This is a genomic window from Exiguobacterium sp. N4-1P, assembly GCF_002214325.1.
On record NZ_CP022241.1, the window covers coordinates 1 to 4,905 of the forward strand.

A 4,905-nucleotide genomic window follows, 5' to 3' on the forward strand; every position below is an offset into this window, starting at 1 on the left:
GAAGGACCTACATCGGATCCGTGAGGAGAGCGATCAACTCTGTCAGGAACGAGGGTTATCCGTCATCGTGAAAAAGGACGCTCCGGTTCGCTATACATTGGCGGAGAAAGCCCTTCTCGAGAAGGGCAAGACCTCTTGGAAGGACGAGATCCGGACGAAGATCGAGGAAGCCAAGCAAGAAACGACGGACTACGAAGCATTCAAAGGCTATCTGTTTGAAAAACATGAGATTGAAGTACGAGAACGGGGAAACACGACGACGTATTACGATCATGCGAATAAAAAACGAGTACGAGACAACAAACTCGGGGCAGATTATGAGAGGGAGGTCATCAAGGATGGGTTTGAAAGACCAATTGAAGGCGAAAGAACAAACGATGGTGAAGTCAGAGGATACACCGGAGTATCACGTGGAGAACAAACAGGAAGCACCACTCCATCGGACGCAAGAACCCTTGATTCAGAACGAACAGGAGCTTCTGATGCGTCTGAGAGCCGTCGAGGGCTATCTATCGACCGTCCTGCAGGAGGTCGTTCAGAAAGAGATGACGTTCCAACAGGAAATCGAGAACCTCGTTCAGATCAGCAAGGACACCGAAGAAGTGACGCATTTGATTATGAAGAATTCAACCGAAAGCTTGAGCAGTCGAAGCAAGGAACTCGAAAAGCATACCAGCAGCATAAACGGACAACTTCAGGCATTGATCGAAACCTACTCGAGCCAACTCACCAAGAACCAACAAGTCCTTCACGAGCAGCTGAAGAACATACAGAGTACACACCTCGACCAGTTGAACAGCAGCCACAAACTGATCAGCGACCAACTCAAGCAAACGAGCGAGAAGGCCAACAGCAGCATCATCGCGCAACAAAGCCAGTTGAAACAAATTCTTCAAGACAACACGCAGAAGATCGAGACAGAAATGAGCAGTCTCAAGAGCAGGCACGAACAACAGCTAAACGAAATATCAAAAAATCTTTCGAACAAGATCTCGAGCGTTAGATGGAAAATCATCAAGACAGAATGGTTGGATGCGGCAAAACAAGGACTAATGACGGCAATCTTCCTCGTGCCGATCTATCTTATTATTCGTTTCATTGCTTCACTAGCAAATATAGAATTACCATAAAATGTATAGAATAGTCGTTTGTAATTGATTATGCTTGAGCAAAGGAGTGATAGCATGTTCGAGACGATTACAGACCGTAAAGCCAACATGGTCATATCAATGATTGTTATTATCGGGACTATTATCTTCGCTGTAAGTGAATCGTTTATTGTGCTTTATTTAACAGTTTTTGCTCTTTATGTAGCTACTTTCAAGTACTCTTCTGAAATTTCTCTTCCAAAAAAAATAATAGTAAACACGATTGGTTTACTATTATTAATCGCTTTGGTTTATGCAGTACAAATATTAATTTATTAACATAAAAAAAGTAAAAGTTTGTGAAAAGGGGCGGATTTGCCCCTTTTTTTCGTGTTTGGCTCTGCAGCAAGCGTATCGTTGCGAGGAATTGTCATTTCACGCAATCTTGCGTTTAAAACTGAAATATGACCCAAAAATAATCTTTACAAGAAACATTTTATATTGTGAATTAAAAGTACAAATTTAAGAACAAGTGTACTTCTTTTTATCAAGAAAGGAGTGACAACATGACACGACACAAAGGATCAAAAATCAGTAAAGCAGGTCGCATTTTACAAGATCCCTGTTCTACTAAAAAACAAAAATCCAATGCAGCAAAAGAATTAAATAAACACAAGAGATCAAAACACTAATACAAAAGAGAAAGTTCAAATAACCCTTCGGCTTTCTTTTTTATATTAAATTTTTTCTAGATCACTACCGCACTTCGTTTTCGGCGTTTACGCCTTCACTTCGTTTGCTGGCGTACTGCGTCACATTGAATGGACTCGCTTCGCTCCCTCCTTCAACGTTCCTCGCACGACATGTTCTCCAGTCGTTGATCTTCATCTTTCCTGCATTTTCTTTTCCTTTTTTTAATCTAAAAGACTTGATGCACTAGAAGAGCAAGTACATACTGCGGTAGGAAGGCGAGGAAAACGGCTGGATGGGCAGACTAACCCCTTGAAAATAAAAGGATTAAATCTGCCCAACGTTTCTGCGTCCAGTGTAGGACGAGGTATCCGTATGTCTAGGCGTTCCAAGACTGCAGGGGAATCACGCCCCCACGATATGACTCGCTGCGCATCATCGCGCACACAAGGCGTTTCCACGCCCTACCTTGCTGCCTTTCGGCGACTCGTCATATAATCCACTCTGACGTGGCCAGAAGCCACATCAGGTCGTGTCACAGCAATCATACAGCCGCCTACTAGGAAATTCCCCACCGTTTGTCGTGGGACTGCCTACGGTCTCGTACCATATGACCCCGTCTGAACCTCTCAACGATTTTTACCCTATCCTTATGAGGACTTAGGCTATGTACAGGGCTTTACGTCCTTCCCCTGCTAACGTCGCATCACCTACTGGAACTGCGGTAATGACCGATCTATTTTACTGCGTCGGCTAGATGAACCTACTCGTTTGAAGAGCGAGTGCAAACCTCTTTTTATGTAAAGCAAAACAAAAAGGACATCATTCAGTAGCAAGTTTCTTAAACTCGCTACTGAATGATGTCCTTTTTCTGTACTAAAACCTTGAATGTTTCAGGTTTACTTAGTATGATAAGTTCATCTTAGTTGAAGCCACGTGTTGTGTGTCTTCAACGATTCAATAACGAGTGTTCGTGCACTCGCTATTCAAAAGCGTCACTTCGTTGATCATCTACTCGTTTGGCGACAAGTAGATAGGAGAAGTGGCGTTTTTTGTGTTTTCGTCCGTAATTTGTTACTGCTTATTTTACTCTTCTATTTTTTTTCTGACAACACCTTATTTTACTCTTTTATTCTTTAAATCCCTCGAATTATTTACTATATGAAATTTAAACATTCTATATCCAATAGAAGATTTATGAAAAAAATATAATTTAATTAGCTATTAAAAACTTCTTTTTTTCAAAAAAGGCTCTTTATTCCAAGATAACTTGCTTATCCTTAATTATTATACTATATTTTGGTGGCATAAAAATTAATTTTGGGGGTATTTGGAATGTCTGCATTAAAAAAGGTTATTGCATGTTTAGCTTTACTAGGATTTTTAGTCGGCGGATTGGGTAGTCCAACATATGCTGCGGGTTCATTAGATTCTTATAAATATTCAGATTACTTCGACTCAGTTTCTTGGATTACGCGTGATGGTGTTGTTTCTTTGAGCATACATCCAGATAAAAAATCACCCTTAATCACTTCTAATGGCAACATAAAAATGGCACATGCAGGTCATGCATTTTCACTTTTAAAAGCTAAATGGTCAAGTAGTTCAAAATGGAAGAATACAAGTGCCATGAGCGCCCAATTCCATTGTCATGTTCTTGGTGCTGGAAAAGCAAAAACTCCTTGGAATTTAGAACCACACAGAACTACTACTAGTCTACCTGCAACAATGGCTAAGGCTTGTAACCCTAAATAAAAACAAATAAAAAAAGCGACTGAATTGATCAGTCGCTTTTTTTATTTGTTTTTTAAGGACAACGGAATGGATACAATTGCTAATATCCCGCTAATTATAGTTGTATAAAAAGGAACACTACTTCCAGATAAATTTAATTCATCAGTTAAATAACCTGAATTGAATAATAGAATCACTACTATTGCTGCCAGAACTAGTGAATTAAACGCAATGTATATCGATCCAGATATTTTTGCTTTTAAAAATACTAAATAAAGAACGTTAAATAAAATCAGAATGGTAATTAAATAAAATACAGCATTAAGTAAAGTAAACGTACTTTCCAAAAAAACACACCTCTCTCTTAAATATATGAAAAATATAACATTTTTCGTAAGAGAAAAAATACATCAGATTAAATTTCTATTTTTTTTCCGAAGAAAGGGGCTCGGGGAAACCCCCGACAAGCTGTATGTGCGACACAAAGTGGCTAGCAAATACGAAGCTTGCCAACCCCTCTATGAATAGAATAAGATGGACGAGTAAAAGGATTTTACTCGTCCATCTTTCGAGGCATAATTCGTACGTATTCAGAGGGGGCGGTTGTTGTGAAGGCGAACCGAAAAGAGAACCGACAGGTCAATTTTCGAGTGAGTGAATCCGAATTTGAGAAACTTTCTGAGATAGCAGAAAGTTTTCAAATGAGTGTGCCGGCTTATGTCAAAAAGCAGGCACAAGGATCGAGAATGCGACCACCGAAGATTGATCGAGAGGGCGCATTTGAGATTGCCCGGCAATTGCGTGCCATTGGGAACAACGTAAATCAGATGACCAAACACGCAAATGAGGGCAAATCAGTACCGAAAGAAGAACTGGAAAACATACAGAAGGAGTTGAATCAGATATGGCAACAATTCAACTCGGCAATACAAAAGTAGCCAACAAACTCATTTCTTACGCCGAGAAACGAGCAGAAGAACGATCAGGGGTCGATTGTCCGCCAGAGTATGCTAAGTCTCAGATGAAGGCGACGAGAGAATTATGGGGCAAACCGGACGGGATTCAAGCCCACCATGTCATTCAATCCTTTAAGCCAGGGGAAGTGACAGCCAAACAAGCGAACGAGATCGGACAAGAACTCGCTCGAGCCATCTCTAAAGGGCATGAAGCCGTCATCTACACGCATACGGACAAGGAGCATATTCATAATCACATCATCATCAATGCCGTGAATTTCGAGAGTGGCAGCAAGTATCAGTCCACGAAGAAGGACCTACATCGGATCCGTGAGGAGAGCGATCAACTCTGTCAGGAACGAGGGTTATCCGTCATCGTGAAAAAGGACGCTCCGGTTCGCTATACATTGGCGGAGAAAGCCCTTCTCGAGAAGGGC

General features: G+C 41.0%; 6 protein-coding genes and 1 pseudogene. All 7 read left to right on the forward strand.

Annotated elements, in window-relative coordinates:
* Nucleotides 1-64: 64 nt before the first annotated feature.
* A pseudogene (locus A0126_RS19965) lies at nt 65-292 on the forward strand (relaxase/mobilization nuclease domain-containing protein); the annotation flags it as partial.
* Nucleotides 293-338: 46 nt separating this feature from the next.
* Nucleotides 339-1,130: a hypothetical protein gene (locus A0126_RS19050; protein WP_239456789.1), complete on the forward strand. Its 792-nt coding sequence runs from the start codon at nt 339-341 to the stop codon at nt 1,128-1,130.
* A 54-nt stretch (nt 1,131-1,184) separates the two neighbouring features.
* The gene (locus A0126_RS19055; protein WP_088838370.1) at nt 1,185-1,427 is read left to right on the forward strand and encodes a hypothetical protein; all 243 of its coding nucleotides are present in this window, start codon (nt 1,185-1,187) and stop codon (nt 1,425-1,427) included.
* A gap of 227 nt (nt 1,428-1,654) precedes the next feature.
* The gene (locus A0126_RS19765) at nt 1,655-1,780 is read left to right on the forward strand and encodes a hypothetical protein (RefSeq protein ID WP_255407420.1); all 126 of its coding nucleotides are present in this window, start codon (nt 1,655-1,657) and stop codon (nt 1,778-1,780) included.
* Nucleotides 1,781-3,113: 1,333 nt separating this feature from the next.
* Entirely contained in the window at nt 3,114-3,533 is a 420-nt protein-coding gene (locus A0126_RS19060; protein ID WP_088838371.1) for a DUF2599 domain-containing protein, read from the forward strand.
* Between the two features lie 587 nt (nt 3,534-4,120).
* A complete protein-coding gene (locus A0126_RS19065) occupies nt 4,121-4,450 on the forward strand; it encodes a MobC family plasmid mobilization relaxosome protein (protein WP_088838372.1) in 330 nt (109 codons plus the stop codon).
* Nucleotides 4,417-4,905: relaxase/mobilization nuclease domain-containing protein (locus tag A0126_RS19070; RefSeq protein ID WP_157898527.1), on the forward strand; the 489-nt coding region annotated here is incomplete at its 3' end. The genes A0126_RS19065 and A0126_RS19070, both read left to right, overlap by 34 nt.